The organism is Streptomyces sp. NPDC032721 (genome assembly GCF_055579625.1).
In genome coordinates, this window is record NZ_JBVIMX010000001.1 from 307,896 (window position 1) to 324,732 (window position 16,837).

Annotated in this window: 12 protein-coding genes; all 12 read right to left on the bottom strand. The window is 70.6% G+C overall.

What is annotated here, in order from left to right; genetic code table 11:
• Positions 1-132 precede the first annotated feature (132 nt).
• The gene (locus ACZ5PB_RS01275) at positions 133-981 is read right to left on the bottom strand and encodes a TatD family hydrolase (protein ID WP_468686727.1); all 849 of its coding nucleotides are present in this window, start codon (positions 979-981) and stop codon (positions 133-135) included.
• Entirely contained in the window at positions 981-1,691 is a 711-nt protein-coding gene (locus ACZ5PB_RS01280) for an EboA domain-containing protein (protein ID WP_468686729.1), read from the bottom strand. The genes ACZ5PB_RS01275 and ACZ5PB_RS01280 overlap by 1 nt, the downstream gene beginning before the upstream one ends.
• Positions 1,688-2,611, bottom strand: coding sequence for a sugar phosphate isomerase/epimerase family protein (locus ACZ5PB_RS01285; RefSeq protein WP_468686730.1), 924 nt, complete (start codon positions 2,609-2,611; stop codon positions 1,688-1,690). The genes ACZ5PB_RS01280 and ACZ5PB_RS01285 overlap by 4 nt, the downstream gene beginning before the upstream one ends.
• The gene (locus tag ACZ5PB_RS01290; protein ID WP_468686732.1) at positions 2,608-3,528 is read right to left on the bottom strand and encodes an SCO3242 family prenyltransferase; all 921 of its coding nucleotides are present in this window, start codon (positions 3,526-3,528) and stop codon (positions 2,608-2,610) included. The genes ACZ5PB_RS01285 and ACZ5PB_RS01290 overlap by 4 nt, the downstream gene beginning before the upstream one ends.
• A 191-nt stretch (positions 3,529-3,719) precedes the next feature.
• Complete coding sequence (locus tag ACZ5PB_RS01295) at positions 3,720-4,880, bottom strand: inositol-3-phosphate synthase (protein WP_468686733.1); 1,161 nt, start codon at positions 4,878-4,880, stop codon at positions 3,720-3,722.
• A 191-nt stretch (positions 4,881-5,071) separates the two neighbouring features.
• On the bottom strand, positions 5,072-8,824 hold the full coding sequence (locus ACZ5PB_RS01300) for a ThuA domain-containing protein (RefSeq protein ID WP_468686734.1): 3,753 nt from the start codon (positions 8,822-8,824) through the stop codon (positions 5,072-5,074).
• A gap of 247 nt (positions 8,825-9,071) precedes the next feature.
• Positions 9,072-10,091 carry a sugar phosphate isomerase/epimerase family protein gene (locus tag ACZ5PB_RS01305; protein WP_468686735.1) on the bottom strand — a complete coding sequence of 340 codons (1,020 nt, stop codon included), beginning with the start codon at positions 10,089-10,091 and terminating at the stop codon, positions 9,072-9,074.
• A gap of 12 nt (positions 10,092-10,103) precedes the next feature.
• Positions 10,104-11,300, bottom strand: coding sequence for a Gfo/Idh/MocA family protein (locus ACZ5PB_RS01310; protein ID WP_468688221.1), 1,197 nt, complete (start codon positions 11,298-11,300; stop codon positions 10,104-10,106).
• A gap of 194 nt (positions 11,301-11,494) precedes the next feature.
• A complete protein-coding gene (locus tag ACZ5PB_RS01315) occupies positions 11,495-12,556 on the bottom strand; it encodes a substrate-binding domain-containing protein (RefSeq protein ID WP_468686736.1) in 1,062 nt (353 codons plus the stop codon).
• A gap of 139 nt (positions 12,557-12,695) precedes the next feature.
• Positions 12,696-13,718 carry an ABC transporter permease gene (locus ACZ5PB_RS01320; protein ID WP_468686737.1) on the bottom strand — a complete coding sequence of 341 codons (1,023 nt, stop codon included), beginning with the start codon at positions 13,716-13,718 and terminating at the stop codon, positions 12,696-12,698.
• A complete protein-coding gene (locus ACZ5PB_RS01325; RefSeq protein ID WP_468688222.1) occupies positions 13,715-15,214 on the bottom strand; it encodes a sugar ABC transporter ATP-binding protein in 1,500 nt (499 codons plus the stop codon). Before ACZ5PB_RS01325 ends, ACZ5PB_RS01320 begins: the two co-directional genes overlap by 4 nt.
• A gap of 212 nt (positions 15,215-15,426) precedes the next feature.
• Complete coding sequence (locus ACZ5PB_RS01330) at positions 15,427-16,611, bottom strand: ROK family transcriptional regulator (RefSeq protein ID WP_468686738.1); 1,185 nt, start codon at positions 16,609-16,611, stop codon at positions 15,427-15,429.
• Positions 16,612-16,837 lie beyond the last annotated feature (226 nt).

Sequence of the window (16,837 nt, forward strand, 5' to 3'; positions counted from 1 at the left end):
CCCGCCCGTTCCGCCCCCGGGGGGCGGCCCCGCCGCCCAAGGGAGCGGGGCAACGGGTGGGGGCGGGGCGGCGCCGCCCAAGGAGGCGGGCGGCGTAGCAACCCCGCCGCCCAAGGGGGGTCGGGGCAGGGGTCAGGAGCTGCCTCGGAGGATGGAGTTGTTTTGGTGGAGGGGTGGGGGGGTGGGGGTGGTGAGGTCCAGGCGGCCGCTGAGGTTGTAGAAGGTGACGGGGTTGCGCCACATGACCTTGTCTACGTCGTCGGCGGAGAATCCTGCGGCGAGGAGTGCGTCGGCCACCTTGCGGGTTTTGAGGGGGTCGCTCCTCCCCCAGTCGGCCGCCGAGTTCACCAGGATGCGGTCCGTGCCGTGTTCCTTGATGAGCGCGACCATTCGGTCCTCGTCCATCTTGGTGTCGGGGTAGACGGAGAAGCCGAGCCAGCAGCCGCTGTCGAGGGCGGCCTTCACCGTGGTCTCGTTGAGGTGGTCCAGGAGTACGCGCTCCGGGGGGAGGTGCGATTCGTGGATGACGTCGAGGGTGCGGTGCAGGCCGGTGAGTTTGTCGCGGTGCGGGGTGTGGACGAGGGCCGGCAGGCCGTGGTCCACGGCCAGTTGGAGCTGGGCCGCGAGCGCGGTGTCCTCGGCCGGGGTCATCGAGTCGTAGCCGATCTCGCCGACGGCGACGACGGAGTCCTTGGCCAGGTAGCGGGGCAGTTCGTCCAGGACCGGCGTGCAGCGGGGGTCGTTCGCCTCCTTCGGGTTGAGGGCGATCGTGCAGTGGTGGGCGATGCCGTGCTGGGCGGCGCGGAAGGGTTCCCAACCGAGGAGTCCGTCGAAGTAGTCGTAGAAGCTGGCGGGCGAGGTGCGGGGCTGGCCGAGCCAGAAGGAGGGTTCCACCACGGCGCGGACTCCGGCCGCGTACATCGCCTCGTAGTCGTCCGTGGTGCGTGAGGTCATGTGGATGTGCGGGTCGAAGATGCGCATCAGGATTCCTCGGCGGGGGTCGTGTGCGTGCGGGCGCGTGCGCGGGTGAGGTCGAGGACGTGGTGGAGGTCGGCCGGGACGGGGCGGCCTGCGGCCGTGCGTTCAGTGGCGTAGTCGGTGAGCATGCGGGCCAGTTCGGTGTCGCCGTGCGCGCGGCGTACGAGATCGGCTACCGCCGCGACCGGGACGCCGGTGAAGAGGCACTTCAGGACGGCGTGCCGCCAGGCGTGCGGGGGCAGGTGAGCTGCGGCGTACGGACCGACCGCTGCGGCGACCAGGCGGGTGTCGTTGGCCCGAAGCGCGTCCTCGACCAGGGACAGGGCCGAGCCGTCGCGCAGTTGGTCGAGGTGGGGCAGCGCCAGGAGGACCGCGCGGCGTTCTGCGGCGCTGCCGCCGGAGTAGAGGCGCAGCACGGTGCCGAGGTCGGCGTGCGCGGCGTGCAGGAGGAGCACGCGGGCGGCGTCGGCGAGGTCAGGAGCCGGGCCGGCGTCCGGGGGTGGTGACGGGCGGGCGCGGCAGTGGCGGCCTGCGCCGGCGAAGCTCAGCTCCCAGGGTGGTGTGCGGCGTTCCGGGGCCGGGGTTTGGCTGTTCGCTGAGGTCAGGGCTTTGGTCAGCCAGTTGCGGGCATCGTCGGTCAGGTGGGCTTCCAGGGTGGCGTGGAGTTGGGAGGTGCTGGTGGGGGTGGTGGCTGTGGTGGGGGGCGTTGTCATGCGGTGCCTCCTGCCGGGGTGAGTTCGGAGGCCGGGGAGGAGTGGCATGACTTCAGAAACTGGATTGATTCGGTGGCCAGTTGGGGGCCCGCGTGCGAGTGGCGGGGCAGTTCGACCACGGTCAGGCCCTGGTAGCCGGTGGCGGACAGGGCGGCCAGGACCGGGGGAAAGTCGATCTCGCCCTCGCCGAAGGGGAGGTGTTCGTGGACGCCCCGTCTCATGTCCTCGATCTGTACGTGGCGCAGCCAGGGCGCGGCCTCGCGGACGCACTCTGCGGGCGATGCCGTCTCCAGGCACTGGCAGTGGCCGATGTCCAGGGTGAGGCCCAGGTGTTCCGGGCCGCCGAGGAGGTGGCGGAGGTGGTGGAAGTCGGCGAGCGTGGCGAGGAGGTGGCCGGGTTCGGGCTCGATCGCGAGGGGGATGCCGCTGGTGGTGGCGGCCTCCAGTACCGGGGCCAGTGACTCCGTCAGACGTTCCCATGCGGTGTCGGGCCGGGTGCCGGGGGGCGTGACGCCGCTGAAGAGGTGTACGGCGTGGGCGCCCAGGTCTGCCGCGACCTTGATGGCCGTACCCAGGAGACCCACGCGCAATGCCCTGGCGTCGGGATCCGGGTCCAGGAGGGACGGGCCGTGTTTGCGGCGGGGGTCGAGGACGTAGCGGGCTCCGGTCTCGATCGTGACGGTGAGGCCGAGGCGATCGAGGCGGCGGGCCAACTCGGCTGTTCGAGTGGGGAGCTCCCGTGCTGCCGGGTCGAGGTGCATGTGGTCGAGGGTCAGGCCCACGCCGTCGTAGCCGAGGTCCGCGAGCAGGTCCAGGGCGTCGTCGAGGCGGAGGTCGGTGAGGCCGTTGGTGCCGTAGCCGAGGCGGAGGGGGGCGGGTGTGGTGGGGGTCGTGGGTGTGGTGGGTGTGGTGGGGGTCATGTGGGGCTCACCTTTCGCGCTAGGCGGCGGGCGAGCGGGGCCAGGAGCATCAGCGCGGCTCCGGTGACCGGCGAACCGGCTCTGGCCGCCAGCGCGGCCTGGAGCGGGATCATGGCTCGTATCCCGCCGCCGACCGCTCGCTGGGTGAGGGGTGGGGAGGGGTTCAGGGCGGCGTGGAGGAGGGGCTTGGCGGTGGTGTGGAGGTAGGTGGCGGCGAGGGTGGTGGCTGTGAGGGACGTGCGGGGTGCACGAGGTGTGCTGGGTGTGCGGGCGGTCCTTGTTGCTACCGCCGTGGTGGTTGCCAGTGCGACCAGGGGGGCTGTGGTCGAGCCTCCCTGTGTCTCGTGGCGTGACACCTCGGTCACTGCGTACGTGTGCGCGCCGAGCATGGCTGCGGAGGGGAGGGCGGCGGTCAGGGCTGTGCGGAGGGGGGTGGGGGTTGGGGTTTGGGTTGGCGATGTTGTTGCTGTTGCTACTGCTCCCATGAGGACGTCCAGGGCGCGGGCTGCCGCCATCGTGGCCGGGGCGGCGGGGGTGTGCTTGAGCTTGAGGTCGTACGCCCAGACGGTCGCGGTCAGGGCTGCCGCCACGGCGAATGTGGGTCTGCCCGCTCGGCCGGCCAGCGTCAGGCCTGCGGCTGTCAGGGCGCAGGATGCCGTCAGGGCGGCGTGCGGGGAGATCCGGCCCGAGGGGATGGGGCGGTGGGGGCGGTCGATGGCGTCTTCTTCTCGGTCCGCCCAGTCGTTGAGGGCCATACCGGCTTCGTAGAGGCAGAGGGAGGCGGCGAGGGCTAGGGCGGTTCGGGGGGTGGGACGGTGGGTGCGGAGGGTGGCGGCGCCGGTTAGGGCGTCGCCGGGGACGGAGATTAGGGCGGAGATTCGGAGGAGTTCGAGCCAGGGGTGGGAGCGGGGGGCCACTTGCCGTGGGGGCGGGGGCGTAGGTGAGGCGGGGGCGAGTTGTGCGACTCCGTCGGGGGCCGCCCCCTTGCCCGCCCGTTCCGCCCCCGGGGGGCGGCCCCGCCGCCCAAGGAGGCGGGCGGCGTAGGGGCGGCCCCGCTGCACAAGGGGGCGGGCGGCGTAGCGGTCCCGCCGCCCAAGGGGGCGGGGGGTCACTGGGTTGCCTCGGTCAAGGAGTGGGCGAATCTTGTGAGTTGGGTGTATTGGTCGGAGAGGGAGGGGGAGGCCGTGCCGTCCGGGTCCTTGAAGTAGAAGGACAGGGGGAGCGGGCCCGTAAGGCCGTGTTCCTGGGCGCGGGCTGCCAGGCGGGCCAGGTCCAGGACCAGGGGGGCGGCCAGTGCCGAGTCGCAGCCCTGCCAGGTGGTCTGGAGGGTCATCCGGGTGCCGAGGAAGCCCTCGAAGGCGATGTGGTCCCAGGCCGTCTTCCAGTCGCCGAGTGCCGGGACCTCGTCGATGTGGACGTCGCCCTGCGGGAGTTCGCCGAGTGCGTCGGTGAGGACCCTGGTCTTGCCCGCGTTCTTCGCCGCCGCCGCTGCCGGGTCCGCGAGGGCCGCTCCGTCCCCGCCGCCGAGGAGGTTCGTCCCCGACCAGGCGCGTACCTCCAGCGCCCGCTGCACGAACATCGGGGCGAGTACTGCCCGCAGCAGCGTCTGGCCCGTCTTGCCGTCACGTCCGGCGTAGGGGATTCGGCTTTCTTTCAACTCGGCTGCGAGGAGTGGGGTGTTCAGTCCTGTTGAGGGCGTGAAGTTTACGTACGGGCTGCCTGTGCGGATCGCCGCCGCCGCGTAGAGCGAGCTGGGGGGCAGGGTGGTGTCGTCCGCCGGGGCGGGTTCGGTGGAGGAGACGTTGACGACAACCACTCGCGCCAGCGCGTGGCGGGTGCGGAAGTCGGCGATGTCCGCCGCGAACGCGTCGATCAGGGTGGCGTGCGGGCGCGGGTCGGCGGACAGGGGGCCGCCGGGCCTGATCTCCGCGTCCGCGGCGGCCAGTTCGGCCCGTACCGCCGAGGTCAGTCCGTACGGCAGGACTCCCCCGGCCTCCAGCTCCTCCGCCCGCTTGGGCAGCGGGCAGCTCGCCGTGTCGTGGCCGCCGAAGACCAGCGAGTCCAGGGGTGGCAGCCCCGCCTGTGCGAAGGGGCCGGTCTCCGTGACCATCCCGGTCGGCGGGCGCAGTCCCGCCGCCACGGCCGCCCACCCGGCGACCGCCGTCGTGGCCACCGAGCCACGCGCGCCCACGAACCAGACCCCGGTACGACCCGTTCGTCCGCCAGGTGTGTCTGCTTGCTGGGTTTCCTCGCTTGCGGAGTTCGGCACAGGTGTCTCCCAGTCGTCCGTGGGGTCGGCGGTGAACAGTGCGGTGCACAGTGACGCGAGGTGCACGGTGAAGTGAGGTGCACAGTGAGGAATCGTGCGCGAGTGACCTTGGAGGGGGCTAGGACGGCGGGCGGGAGGTACGGCGCCTCCCCGCCCGCCGCCCGGTACAAGAGCCCCCTCAACCACCTTTTCTAGGAGGGCAGTTCCTTCAGCTGAATGTCCCGGAAGGACACCTGGTCATCGGCTCCGTGGTTCTGCAGCCCGATGTGGCCGTCCTTCAGGCTGCGCGCCGGGTCCGTGTTGGTGAAGTCGTTGATCTTCGCGCCGTTGAGGAAGATCTGCAGGCGTTCGCCCTGGACCTTGATCTCGTAGCTGTTCCACTGGCCCGGCGGGCGCAGCACCCGGTCGCGTTCCTTGAGGTTCGCCGACTTGAAGGAGTACACCGATCCCGTCGTGCGGTCGGGTGCGTCGCTCGCGTCGATCTGGATCTCGTACCCCTTGTTGACGGCCGACCAGGGGTCGTCGGAGGCCGGGAAGCCCACGAAGACACCGGAGTTGTCGTCTCCGGTCATCTTCCAGTCCATCTTGAGCGAGTACGACTTGAGTTCCTTGGCCTGGTACCAGAGGAGGCCCATGCCGCCCTCGGAGCGCAGTTCGCCGTCCGCGACGGTGAACTTGCCGGGTCCGGCCTGCTTCCAGCCCTCCAGGGTCTCGCCGTTGAAGAGCGGCCGGTAGCCGGTCTGCGGCTTGCAGTCGGCCTTGACCTGGCCGGCCGCGTAGCGCAGTCCGCCCAACAGGTGCTGACGGAAGGCGGGTTCGGCGTACGACTCCTTGGTGTGGCCGCTGCCGGTGTAGAAGGAGCGGCCGCCCTCGTAGGTCTGGCACCAGGCGATCGGGTGGTCGCCCTTCATGGTGCCGCCGGTGTACGTGGTCTCGTCGAGGGTGGCGAGGATACGGGCCTTGCCTCGCGGGTTGGTGCGGTAGTTGTACCACTCGTCGGTGCGCTCGACGGACTTGCCCAGGTGCGCGGTCGCCGGGTGCTCGGCGTCCTCGACGCGGGTCGTGGCCTTCTGGATCTGCGGGTGCGAGTCGAAGTACGCGCCGACGAGACCGCCGTAGAAGGGCCAGTCGTACTCGGTGTCGGCCGCCGCGTGGACGCCCATGTAGCCGCCGCCGGTGCGGATGTAGTTCTCGAACGCCTTCTGCTGGTCGGCGTTGAGCACCTCGCCGGTGGTCGAGAGGAAGACGACCGCGTCGTAGCGGGCCAGGTTGCTCGGGGTGAACTGGGCCGCTTCCTCGGTGGCGTCGACGGTGAGGTTGCTGGTCCTGCCCAGCTCCTTCAGCGCGGCGATGCCCGCGGGGATGGCGTCGTGCCGGAAGCCGCCCGTCTTGGAGAAGACCAGGACGCGCTTGGCGGTCTTGTCGGGTGCGCTGCTGGAGAGCTTGAAGTCGTCGAGGTCGTAGAGCGCGCCCGCCCCGCCCTTGAAGACCAGGAAGAGTTCGGTGGTCTTCTTCGGTACGGCGCGCAGCGGTACGTCGACGTCCTGGAAGACCTCCCAGCCGCCGGTCACCGGGACGGGTGCCGAGCCGAGGATCGGTCCGTTGGCCGAGCCGGTGCGCACCTCCAGGAAGCCGCCCGCGCCGCCGGAGGAGATCCGGGCGGTGAGCTTGGTGGTGCCGGTGAGGTTGTAGGGCTTGAAGGAGATCCAGTCGTTGTTCTCGATGTCGCCGACGGTCTTGCCGCCGTGCGCGGCGGCCTTCTCGTAGATCCTGGTGCCGGACTGGCTGTTGAAGTGCTCGGCCTGTCGGTGCCTGGGCTGCAGCTGGGCCTGGTCGTGGCTGGTCAGCGCGGCCTGACCGCCGCCCCCGCCGTCGGTGTACTCGGCGTCGAAGACCCCGAAGATGTTGGCGTTGGGGTCGTGGCCGCCGTCGGAGGAGGTCTTGATGGTGCCGGAGCAGCCGTTGGCGGAGGTGATCGGGTGGCCGTGGCTGTCGTGGCCGAGGATGTAGGTGACCTTGACCTTGGCGCAGTCGATCGGCTTGCCGCCGGTCTGGTCCTCCGGGTCGGTCACCTTCACCTTGAAGGGGATCTCGTCACCGAAGTCGAACAGCGTTCCCTCCGCGGGGAGTTCGAGGGTCACCTTGGGTGCGGTGTTGCCGACGACGACGTGCGCGCTGGCCGAGCCGGTCCGCCCGCTCGGGTCCTTCGCCGTCACCGTCGCCGTGTAGGTGCCGTTCTTCTTGTACGTGTGCGTGGGGTTGGGCTCCGTCGACTTGGCGGTGCCGTCGCCGAAGTCCCAGCTGTAGGTGAGGGCGTCGCCGTCGGCGTCGGTGGTGCCGGCCGAGGAGAACGCGACCTTGAGCGGGGCCTGCCCCGAGGTCTTGTTCGCGGTGGCGGTGGCCGACGGGGAGTGGCCGCCGGTGGCGTTCTCGATGCGGTAGAGCCCGGAGTTCTCGTCGCCGCCGAACCAGGCGGTGCCGTAGTCGAGGACGTACAGCGCGCCGTCGGGGCCGAAGGCGCTGTCCATGACCTGGGTGCCCGTCCACGGGAACGGGTTGATCTTCTGGACGGTGCCGTCCTCGCCCATCTCGATCCGCTTGATCCAGCGGCGGCCGAACTCGGTGGCGAAGAAGTCGCCGTCGTACGCCTCGGGGAACTTCACCGGGGAGGGGTTCGCCGCGTCGTAGCGGTAGACCGGGCCGCCCATCGGTGACTCGGAGCCGGTGCCGAACTCGGGCACCGAGCCGCCGTCGTACGGGATCCAGGCGGCCTGCGACGGGGGCAGGTCGACCAGGCCCGTGTTGTACGGCGAGTCGTTCTTGGGGGCCGCGCAGTCGAAGGTGGCGCCGGAGGTCTTGGTGGCGAAGTCGTAGTCGACGTACGGCTGGTTGTTGCCGGTGCAGAACGGCCAGCCGAAGTTGCCGGGCTTGGTCACGCGGGCGAACTCGACCTGTCCGGCCGGGCCGCGCTTGGGGTCTGCGGCACCGGCGTCGGGGCCGTAGTCGCCGACGTACAGGACGCCGGTCTTCTTGTCGACGCTGAAGCGGAAGGGGTTGCGGAAGCCCATCGCGTAGATCTCGGGGCGGGTCTTGGCGGTGCCGGGGGCGAAGAGGTTGCCGGCCGGGACCGTGTACGACGCGTCGTCGTTGACCTTGATGCGGAGGATCTTGCCGCGCAGGTCGTTGGTGTTTCCGGAGCTGCGGCGGGCGTCGAACGCCGGGTTGCGGCCCGGACGGTCGTCGATCGGGGTGAAGCCGTCGGAGGCGAAGGGGTTGGAGTCGTCGCCGGTGGAGAGGTAGAGGTTCCCCGCCGCGTCGAAGTCGATGTCGCCGCCGACGTGGCAACAGATGCCGCGGGTCGCGGGAACGTCGAGGACCTTCTTCTCGCTGGCGTTGTCGAGGGTGCCGTCCGCCTTGAGCACGAAGCGGGAGAGCCGGTTCACGCCGTCGAACTTCGCGAAGTCGGCGGCGGTGCCGTTCTCGGGGGCGTCACCGGCCGGGGTGTCCAGCGGGGGTGCGTAGTAGAGGTAAAGGGCCCTGTTCTCGGCGAACTTGGGGTCCAGGGCGATGCCCTGGAGGCCTTCCTCGTCGTGCGAGTAGACGGGGATCTTGCCCACGACCCGGGTGTTGCCCGCCGCGTCGGTCATCCGGAGGTCGCCACTGCGCGAGGTGTGCAGGACCGAGCGGTCCGGGAGCACCGCGAGGGACATGGGCTCGCCCATTTCCTCCGCGCCCTTGGCGAGGGTGACCTGCTGGAACTCCTCGTCGGCGGGTGCCGCAGGTGCCTGCGGGAGGGCGGTCGCGGCCTGCGGGGCGGTGAAGGCGAAGGAGGTGGCGGCCAGGAGGCTGCCGGTGAGGAGGGCCAGTGCCCTCCTGGCTCTGGTGGTGCCTGTGGCTCTGGTGGTTCCTGTGAGGTGGGGAGTTCTCGGGCGCTTTCCGTGCACGGGGTCCTCCGGAAGGAATGGCCGGGCGGAACGGACGGGTTGCCCCTGCCTGCGGGGCTGGTGCCGTGGAACCGGGGTGCGCCGTCACTCCGGGGCCACCTATGTCATGTACACGTCTTGGACGGTAGCGGTGTTTGTACGTGGCCGAAAGGGCTTGCGCGGCAAAGAAGTCGGCTTTGCCCAGGGGGTGGACAAAGTGGGTCAGGCACCGCGCCGGACCCGCTCCCCCACCCCCTGCTCCGCTCCCCTATTCGCCGCCCTCCTGGTCTCCGCCGCCGAAGGCCGCGTCGAACGAGGCCGTCGGCGGCTCGAAGTCGAACCGCTTGAGGTGGGCGAGGGCCTCGGGCGCCCCGGCCAGCCGGTCCATGCCGGCGTCCTCCCACTCCACCGAGACCGGTCCCTCGTACTCGATCGAGCGCAGCATCCGGAACACGTCCTCCCACGGCACACTGCCGTGACCTGCGGAGACGAAGTCCCAGCCGCGGCGCGGGTCGCCCCAGGGCAGATGGGAACCCAGTCGCCCGTTGCGGCCGTCGAGCCGCGTACGGGCCTCCTTGCAGTCGACGTGGTAGATCCGGTCGCGGAAGTCGTAGAGGAAACCGACCGGGTCGAGGTCCTGCCAGACGAAGTGCGAGGGGTCGAAGTTCAGCCCGAAGGCGGGACGGTGGCCGACCGCCTCCAGGGTGCGGTGGGTGGACCAGTAGTCGTACGCGATCTCGCTGGGGTGCACCTCGTGGGCGAACCGCACGCCCTCCGCGTCGTACACGTCCAGGATCGGGTTCCAGCGTTCCGCGAAGTCCTCGTACCCCCGGTCGATCATGCCGGGCGGCACCGGCGGGAACATCGCGACCAGGTGCCAGATCGACGAGCCGGTGAAGCCGACGACCGTACGGACGCCGAAGGCCGCTGCCGCGCGGGCGGTGTCGGCCATTTCGAGGGCGGCCCTGCGGCGCACCCCCTCCCCTTCCCCGTCGCCCCAGATACGGGCGGGCAGGATGGCGCGGTGGCGTTCGTCGATGATGCTGTCGCAGACGGCCTGGCCGACCAAGTGGTTGGAGATCGCCCAGCACTTGAGGCCGTACTTGTCGAGGAGTGCGTGCCGGGAGTCCAGGTAGCCGGGGTCGGCGAGTGCCTTGTCGACCTCGAAGTGGTCGCCCCAGCAGGCGAGTTCGAGTCCGTCGTAGCCGAAGTCACGGGCGTACGCACAGACTTGTTCCAGCGGGAGGTCCGCCCACTGGCCGGTGAAGAGGGTGAAGGGGCGTGGCAAGGGAATCTCCTCCTAGGACTGCTGCGGCGCGGGCGACACGGGTGGTACGGGTGACACGGGCGGTACGGGCTGCACTGGCAGTACGGGCGTGTACACGGCGCTCTTCTCCGCGCTCTCCTCCACCGCCGCGAGCACCCGCTGCACCTGGAGCCCGTCGGCGAACGAAGGCCTGGGTTCGGTGCCGTCCGCGACGGCGACGAGGAGGTCCCGGGCCTGGTGCACGAAGGTGTGCTCGTAGCCGAGCGCGTGGCCGGGCGGCCACCAGGCCCTGAGGTAGGGATGGCCGGGCTCGGTGACCAGGATCCGGCGGAAGCCCGCCGTGTCGGCGGCCTCGGTGTGGTCGTGGAAGGAGAGCTCGTTGAGGCGTTCCAGGTCGAAGGCGAGCGAGCCCTTCTCGCCGTTGATCTCCAGCCGCAGCGAGTTCTTGCGGCCGGCCGCCATCCGGGTCGCCTCGAAGGAGGCGAGCGCGCCGGAGGCCATCCGCCCGGTGAACAGCGCCGCGTCGTCGACGGTCACCTCGCCCCTGGCCGGCGCCCCCGCCCGCCCGGCGGCCTCCGGATCCGGCCGCAGCCGTACGAAGGTCTCGGTCAGCGCGGACACCCCGACCACCGGCTCCCCCGCCAGGTACTGCGCGAGGTCCACGATGTGCGCCCCCAGGTCGCCCAGCGCGCCGGAGCCCGCCCGGTCTCGCTGGAGGCGCCAGCCCAGCGGGGCTTCCGGGTCGACCAGCCAGTCCTGGAGGTACCCGAAGCGCAGGTGCCGCAGCGTGCCGAGCCTGCCCTCGGCGATCAGCGTACGGGCGTAGGAGAGAGCGGGCACCCGCCGGTAGTTGAACCCGACCATCGCCAACTGACCTCTTCCCGCTGCCTGTTGGGCGGCCTCGACCATCGCTTCCGCTTCCTCGACGGTGTTCGCGAGGGGCTTTTCGCACAGGACGTGCTTACCGGCCGCCAGTGCCGCGATCGCGATCTCGGCGTGGCTGTCGCCCGGGGTGCAGATGTCGACGACGTGCACGTCGTCCCGGGCGATCAGCTCCCGCCAGTCGGTCTCCGCCGCCGCCCAGCCGTGCCGGTCGGCCATGGCCCGTACGGCGTCGCCGTCGCGGCCGCAGACCGCCGCGAGGACCGGGCGCACCGGCAGGTCGAAGACCCGGCCCACGGTGCGCCAGCCCTGGGAGTGGGCGGCGCCCATGAAGGAGTAGCCGACCATGCCGATGCCGAGCGCCGGGGGGCCCGCGCCCGCTCCCCCCGTCCCCGCCACCGCGTCCGCCGCCACGGCGTTCGCCGCCGCGTCCGCCGCCACTTCCGTCCGGACCGTCCCGTTCCCGTTCCCGTTCATCCGGGTCCTCCTCGCTGCTCGTACGGCCGTACTTCTCGTACGGTTCGACCTGGCGCCCGGCGCGGTCAGGTGAAGGCCTGCGGCAGGTAGTCGTCGACGTTCTCCTTGGTGACGACGGCCGAGTAGAGGGTGATCGAGGCCGGAATCTCCAGCTCGGCCATGCCGCCGATGCCCTTGCCCTGGCCGAGCGCACGGGCCAGGTCGATGGCGGACGCGGACATCGTCGGCGGGTAGAGGACGGTCGCCTTGAGCACTCCGGTGTCTGCCTTGATGGCGTCCATCGCGGACTTGGCACCGGCGCCGCCGACCATCAGGAAGTCCTTGCGCCCGGCCTGTGCGATGGCGCGCAGGGCGCCCACGCCCTGGTCGTCGTCGTGGTTCCAGAGGGCGTCGAACTGCGGTTGCGCTTGCAGGAGTTGAGCCATCTTGGCCTGTCCCGACTCGACGGTGAAGTCGGCTGCCTGGCGGGCCACCTTCTTGATGTTCGGGTAGTTCTTGAGGGCGGCGTCGAAGCCCTCGGTGCGCAGTTTGGTGAGTTCCAGGCTGTCGACCCCGGCGAGTTCGACGACCTTGGCGTTCGGCTTGTCCTTGAGCTTCTCGCCGATGAAGCGGCCCGCGTTGAGGCCCATGCCGTAGTTGTCGCCGCCGATCCAGCAGCGGTACGCCTGCTGGTCGGCGAAGACCCGGTCCAGGTTGACGACGGGGATGCCCGCCTTCATGGCCTGGAGGCCGATCGCGGTGAGGGCCTTGCCGTCGGTCGGCAGGATGACCAGGACGTCGACCTTCTTGTTGATCAGGGTCTGGATCTGGCCGATCTGGGCGGCGGTGTCGTTGGAGCCCTCGGTGATGTCGAGGGTGACGTCGGAGTACTTCTTGGCGCGGTCGCGGGCGTTCACGTTGATCGCGTTGAGCCAGCCGTGGTCGGCCTGCGGCCCGGCGAAGCCGATGGTGACCTTCTTGCCGGGCTTGTCGTCGGCGGCGGGCTGGTTGCCGGTGGCCGGGGCGTTGTCCTTCTTCGTCGGCTCGTTGCTGGTGCAGGCGGAGAGGAGTGCGGTCGCGGAGACGGCGGCACCACCGAAGAGGATCCCTCTGCGGCTGGTTCCCGGACTTGCGGAGTTTCGTGGCATGACGGTGGAACCCTTCGACTCGAACGGTCAACTGAAGTGGTACGAGGGCGGGTTACGAGGCGATGGCGGCGAGGCCGGGAGGAAGGGAGGGGGGAGGGGGCGGCGAACGGGTCGCCCCCGCCACCCGCCCGGTACTGCCCTACGTGACGTCGTCGCGCGCGGTGCGTCGCTGGACCAGTACGGCGGCCACGATGATCGCGCCCTTCGCGATCTGCTGGACGTCGCTCTGGAGGTTGTTGAGGGCGAAGATGTTGGTGATCGTGGTGAAGACAAGGACTCCGAGCACGGAGCCGACGACGGTGCCGCGCCCGCCGGTGAGGAGGGTGCCGCCGATGATGGCGGCGGCGATGGCGTCGAGCTCGTACAGGTTGCCGTTGGTGTTCTGGCCGGAGCCGGAGAGGACGACCAGCATGAAGGCGGCGATTCCGCAGCACAGGCCGGACAGCAGGTAGAGGTAGAGCCGCTGGCGTCGTACGTCGATGCCGGCCAGCCGGGCGGCTTCCGCGTTGCCGCCGACCGCGAGGGTGCGGCGGCCGAAGGTGGTCCGGTTGAGGATCAGCCAGCCCAGTACGGTGACCAGCGCGAACACGATCACCAGCGGGGGGATGCCGAGAACGTACGCGTCGGGCACGCCGAGGTCGAGGACCGATTCCACGGTGACGATCTGGGTGCGGCCCTCGGTGATCTGGAGGGCCAGCCCGCGCGCGGACGCCAGCATCGCGAGGGTGGCGATGAAGGGCACCAGCTTGCCGTACGCGATGAGCAGTCCGTTGACGAACCCGCAGGCCGTGCCGACGAGTACCGCGGTGAAGAGGATGCCCGCGAAGCCGTACTCCTGGGTGGCGACGGTGGTCGCCCAGACGGAGGCGAGTGCCACGATCGCGCCGACCGAGAGGTCGATGCCGCCGCTGGTGATGACGAAGGTCATGCCGACGGTGACGACGCCGATGATCGAGGCCTGGGTGAGGACGAGCTGGAGGTTCCCGGTGTCCAGGAACTGGTCGGGCTTGGTGATGCCGCCGACCGCGATCAGTACGGCCAGCACGCCGAGCAGCGACAGGTTGCGGACGTCGAACCGCAGCCCGGACCCGACCCGGTTCCGATCCCCCTTCTCCTGGGGCGACTTGAGATCCACCTGCGACGTAGCCTCGGACGGTGTCATGAGGCCGGGCTCCCTTCCATTACGAGGTCGAGCACGCGGTGCTCGTCGAGTTCGCGCGCGGGAGCCGTGTGCACGACCCGGCCTTCCCTGAGGACCAGCACCCGGTCGGCGAGCCCCAGCACTTCGGGGACCTCGCTGGACACGAGGATCACGGCCAGTCCCTCGTCGGCGAGGCGGCGGATCACCGCGTACAGCTCGGCGCGGGCACCGACGTCGACGCCACGGGTGGGCTCGTCGAGCAGCAGAACGCGGCAGCCGCGCAGCAGCCAGCGGGCGAGTACGGCCTTCTGCTGGTTGCCGCCGGACAGGGTGCGGATCCGGGCATCGGGATTGTCCGGCCGCAACGACAGTTCGCGCGTGGCCAGTTGGGCCTCGCGCCGCTCGGCGCGCCGATCGACCCAGCCGCCGCGCGAGAACCGCGACAACGAGGAGACGGACACATTGCGGGTGACGGATTCGAGCATGAGCAGCCCTTGCGCCTTGCGCTCCTCCGGCGCGAGCCCGATGCCGGCCCGCACGGCAGCCCGCACGCTCCCGACCCTCAACTCCTGTCCACCCAACGCCACTTGCCCGGCGGACGGCTTCCTCGCCCCGTAGATCGTCTCCAGGATCTCGGACCTCCCCGAGCCCACGAGTCCGGCGAGCCCGACGATCTCCCCGGGCCGCACTTCGAGGTCGAGCGGCTCGAACTCCCCCTTCCGGCAGAGCCCTTGAACCCTGAGCACCGGCTCCGGTGAGCCCCCCACCCGGTCCTGCAACCGCTGCTCGGGAAAGACGTACTCGACGTTCCGGCCGGTCATCATCGCCACGATGTCGCGGGTCGGGGTGTCCCGGGCGGGCAGCCCGACGGCCACGGCACGCCCGTCCTTGAGGACGGTGACCCGGTCGCCGATGCGCCGGATCTCCTCCAGGCGGTGCGAGATGTAGACGACGGCGACCCCGTCGGCGGTCAGCGCGGCGACGATCCGGAAGAGGTTGTCGACCTCGTCGGGGTCGAGGGCGGCGGACGGCTCGTCCATGACGATGAGCCGTACGTCGTGCGAGAGGGCACGCGCCATCGAGACGATCTGCTGCTGGGCGGCCGAGAGCGAACCGACCAGGCGTCCCGCATCGATCTCGGGGTGCCCGAGCCGCGCGAGCAGCGCGGTGGCCTCGGTGCGCGCGGCCCTTCCTCGTACGACGAATCCGGCGGTGGTGGGCTCGTGCCCGAGGAAGACGTTCTCGGCGACGGTCAGCCCTTCCACCAGATCCAGTTCCTGGTAGATGGTGGCGATGCCGAGCCGCATGGCGGCGATCGGGGACTTGAGCTGGACGGCCGCGCCCGACCAGGTGATCTGTCCGCCGTCGGGCTGGTGGGCGCCGGCGAGCACCTTGATGAGGGTGGACTTCCCGGCTCCGTTCTGCCCGAGGAGGCAGTGCACCTCCCCTGCCAGGACTTCGAGGTCCACTCCGTCCAGTGCCCGGACGCCGGGGAAGGACTTGGTGATGCCGGACATGGTGAGGAGGGGTGCGGAAGTGCTGCCGGGGGGAGGGGAGTCGGACGGGGGTGGTGCGGGTGGTGCCGCGTGCTCTGGTGCCATGACGGTTCCCCTCGGCGGATAGGGCCGTGAGCGGACAGGGCTGTGCCAGGTGCGGGTGCGGGTGGTGCTTCGGGTACGGGTGCAGGTGGTGCTTCGGGTACGGGTGCAGGTGATGCCGGAACCGGCGGTCAGGCCGGGGAGAACACGTGGTCGCTGATGAGCCGGGCGGCGCCGATCACTCCGGCGGCCGGCCCCAACTCGCCGAGCACGATGGGAAGATTGCCGGTCGCCAGCGGCAGTGACTGGCGGTAGACCTGGGTGCGCACACTCGCCAGCAGATTGTGACCGAGGCCGGTCACCCCGCCGCCGATCACCACCAGGCCCGGGTTGAAGAAGCTGACCAGTCCGGCGATGACCTGGCCGACCCGGTTGCCGCCTTCCCTGATCAGTTCCAGCGCGGTGGCGTCCCCGGCGGCGGCTGCCGCCGCCACATCGGCGGCGTTGAGCGATCCGGCGGAGTCGAGCCGTGCCGCGAGCTCTTCCGACTGACCGGCCCGGGCCGCGGCCTCGGCGTCGCGGGCCAGGGCGGCACCGCTGAAGTGGGCTTCCAGACAGCCCTTGTTGCCGCAGGCGCAGGGACGGCCGTCGGGCTCGACCTGGATGTGCCCGATGTCGCCCGCGCTACCGGTCGTGCCCCGGTAGACCTCGCCGCCGACGACGATGCCGCAGCCGATACCCGTACCGATCTTGACGCACAGGAAGTCACCGACGGAACGGGCGACCCCGGCGTGCTGTTCGCCCATCGCCATCAGGTTCACGTCGTTGTCGACCATGACGGGGCAGCCGAGTTCCTGGCTGAGCGCCTCCCGGACCGGGAAGCCGTCCCAGCCGGGCATGATCGGCGGCGCGACGGGCACGCCCTCGGGAAAGCGCACGGGTCCCGGAACACCGATTCCGGCTCCGTCGAAACCACCGTCGGCGAGCCCGGTGGCCCGCAGCTTGGCGGCCAGTGCGAGGGCCTGCTCGAATACGGCGACCGGCCCTTCCCGTACGTCCATCGGGTGATTGAGGTGCCCCAGGATCTCCAGCTCGGCATTGGTGACGGCGACGTCGATGGAGGTGGCACCGATGTCGATGCCGAGGAACCTGAGGGCGGGCGCGAGCCGGATGTTGTGCGAGCGGCGTCCGCCGCGCGAGGCCGCGAGCCCGTCGGCGACGACGAGTCCGGTCTCCAGCAGCCGGTCCACCTCGACGGCCAGTTTGGACCGCGAGAGATCGACCTGATCCCCCAACTGGGCCCGGGAATTGGGCCCGCCGTCACGCAGCAGGCGGAGCAGTCGCGCCTGGTGCGCGTTCGCGGGTCGAGCCGTCATGCGCCTCACGTGCCCCCTCCTACCTCTGCCGCCGGGGCCGCACGCCTCAACTGGCTTGTTCCGGCGGTTCTTTGGAGGGGAACGTAGCAGCGGCTGCCGGGAGTGGGAAGAAGTTGCGCAGGAATCCGGCACAACTTTCTCCACGCCCAGGACAAAGAACTGCCCGCAAGCCGCTCAAAGGTGCCGGACCGAGGTCACGGGGGGGGCGAAGACCACTCCGGCGGCT

Excerpts from the sequence above, each read along its gene's own strand:
- ACZ5PB_RS01275 (WP_468686727.1), bottom strand. The coding sequence starts at position 981 with ATGCGCATCTTCGACCCGCACATCCACATGACCTCACGCACCACGGAC.
- ACZ5PB_RS01280 (WP_468686729.1), bottom strand. The coding sequence starts at position 1,691 with ATGACAACGCCCCCCACCACAGCCACCACCCCCACCAGCACCTCCCAA.
- ACZ5PB_RS01285 (WP_468686730.1), bottom strand. The coding sequence starts at position 2,611 with ATGACCCCCACCACACCCACCACACCCACGACCCCCACCACACCCGCC.
- ACZ5PB_RS01310 (WP_468688221.1), bottom strand. The coding sequence starts at position 11,300 with ATGGTCGGCTACTCCTTCATGGGCGCCGCCCACTCCCAGGGCTGGCGC.
- ACZ5PB_RS01315 (WP_468686736.1), bottom strand. The coding sequence starts at position 12,556 with ATGCCACGAAACTCCGCAAGTCCGGGAACCAGCCGCAGAGGGATCCTC.
- ACZ5PB_RS01320 (WP_468686737.1), bottom strand. The coding sequence starts at position 13,718 with ATGACACCGTCCGAGGCTACGTCGCAGGTGGATCTCAAGTCGCCCCAG.
- ACZ5PB_RS01325 (WP_468688222.1), bottom strand. The coding sequence starts at position 15,214 with ATGTCCGGCATCACCAAGTCCTTCCCCGGCGTCCGGGCACTGGACGGA.
- ACZ5PB_RS01330 (WP_468686738.1), bottom strand. The coding sequence starts at position 16,611 with ATGACGGCTCGACCCGCGAACGCGCACCAGGCGCGACTGCTCCGCCTG.